Annotated in this window: 3 protein-coding genes; 1 reads left to right on the top strand and 2 read right to left on the bottom strand. The window is 36.2% G+C overall.

Features of this window, described 5'->3' with window-relative positions; all coding sequences use genetic code 11:
• On the top strand, window positions 1-310 hold a 310-nt coding region (locus RLO81_RS11660), incomplete at its 5' end, for a peptidoglycan DD-metalloendopeptidase family protein (protein ID WP_350111675.1).
• Here RLO81_RS11660 and RLO81_RS11655 read toward each other — a convergent pair.
• On the bottom strand, window positions 307-1380 hold the full coding sequence (locus RLO81_RS11655; RefSeq protein WP_350111673.1) for an alanine racemase: 1074 nt from the start codon (window positions 1378-1380) through the stop codon (window positions 307-309). The genes RLO81_RS11660 and RLO81_RS11655 overlap by 4 nt on opposite strands.
• Window positions 1381-1538, bottom strand: a 158-nt coding sequence (locus tag RLO81_RS11650; RefSeq protein ID WP_350111677.1) for an alanine racemase C-terminal domain-containing protein, incomplete at its 5' end; no start/stop codon positions are given.

Genomic DNA, 1538 nt, shown 5'->3' with positions numbered 1-1538 from the left:
TTACGGGCCAACCATTATTTTAGAACATCAGTTGGAAGGCATTAAGTTTTACACCTTATATGGCCATTTGAGTTTAAATTCAATTGAAAATTTAAAAAACGGACAGGTTATAAAAGCCGGTAAGGAATTTGCCTGGCTAGGAGATTACCATGAGAATGTACATTGGCCGCCACATTTGCACTTTCAAATTATTAATAAGATAGGTACACACAAAGGGGATTATCCTGGTGTATGTAAACCTAGCGAAAAAGATAAGTGGCTTTTAAATAGCCCAAATCCTAACTATATATTAAACATAGAAGGGCTTTAGTCCACGATCTTCTTCTCAATATAATTAGAGTTTAGAATACTCAATGCTCCCATATACCGAAGTTTAAAAGAGACCAGATCGCCCACTTTGTAATTCCGTCTGGTTTTACCGAGGTCAATAACTAGCATATCACTACTGGCACCAGAAATTTCAATCTTCTTATCGTCAGGAATTAAAAATTCGGGCGTAATGTCTAAAAGACCTATATCAATTATGGCTCTGTAGGAGGTTTTTCCATAATCTGATTCATTAATCTCCAACACATCACCGGAAGGGTTTTCTGCTAATTCACCTATAGGTACTTTCGGTTTTTCATGAAGCTCTATGATTTCCGCGTGAAGCTTAAAAACATCATCTTTCATGCCTTTTACAGTCTTCATAGTAAATAAATTAAGACCAAAATAAAGGATCTCACCTACTCTGAAATGGTTGATACCCATAGGTCGCATGTTTTTGAGTAGCAAGGGAATAGTTACGGAAGTACCCCCCGAAACCCATGGAATTTTACGGTTGAATTTAGCTTCAATTAGCTGTTTGTAAAGACTTAGCTGTATAAGCTTATCCTGTGAAGGCATTACTCCATGCAGACAATTTAAGTTTGTTCCTAAGCCGACAATCTTGATGCCGGGTAATTCGAAGATTCTAGCATAAAAGTCGATCACATTTTCACCCAATACCCCTTCTCTAAGGTCTCCCATTTCAATCATGATAATAATTTTATGGAGTTTCCCTTGTTTAACAGCTTCTTCAGAGAGCATTTTTATTGTAGCATACTCACTGTTAAAACTCACATCGGCATATTTAATAATTCTTGGGATGCTTCTTTTGGCAGGAGGTTTGATATACACGGTTTGTACATCAGGGTTCATAGACTTAACAATTTGCAAATTACTGACGCGCGAGTCATGTATCTCTGTAATGCCGAGATTAAGGATCTCTTTTATGTACTTTTTATTACCACATAGAAGTTTGGTGACTACACCCCACTCTATATTTCTCTCACTAAAGAGTTTGGTTAAAAAATTATAATTATGTTTTAATCTAGACTTATGTAGTTCTAAAAATGCCATTTATTCTATTATTTTTCTTGGGATTCGTTCAGGCAAGCGAGTTAGCAGCTCATAGTTAAGTTGGTTACTCAACTCACCAAAAGAAGCAACCGAAATTTCTAACCCATTATTTCCTCCTATTAAAATCACCTCGTCTCCTACCTTTACTTCTTCAATTT

The organism is Fulvivirga sp. (assembly GCF_040220315.1).
Taxonomy (GTDB): Bacteria; Bacteroidota; Bacteroidia; order Cytophagales; family Cyclobacteriaceae; genus Fulvivirga.
The sequence above is the reverse complement of the archived record's forward strand: the minus strand, read 5'-3'. Positions and strand labels throughout refer to the sequence as shown.

Bases quoted from the DNA above. Each gene is read 5' to 3' on its own strand.
- RLO81_RS11655 (WP_350111673.1), bottom strand. From the start codon at position 1,380: ATGGCATTTTTAGAACTACATAAGTCTAGATTAAAACATAATTATAAT.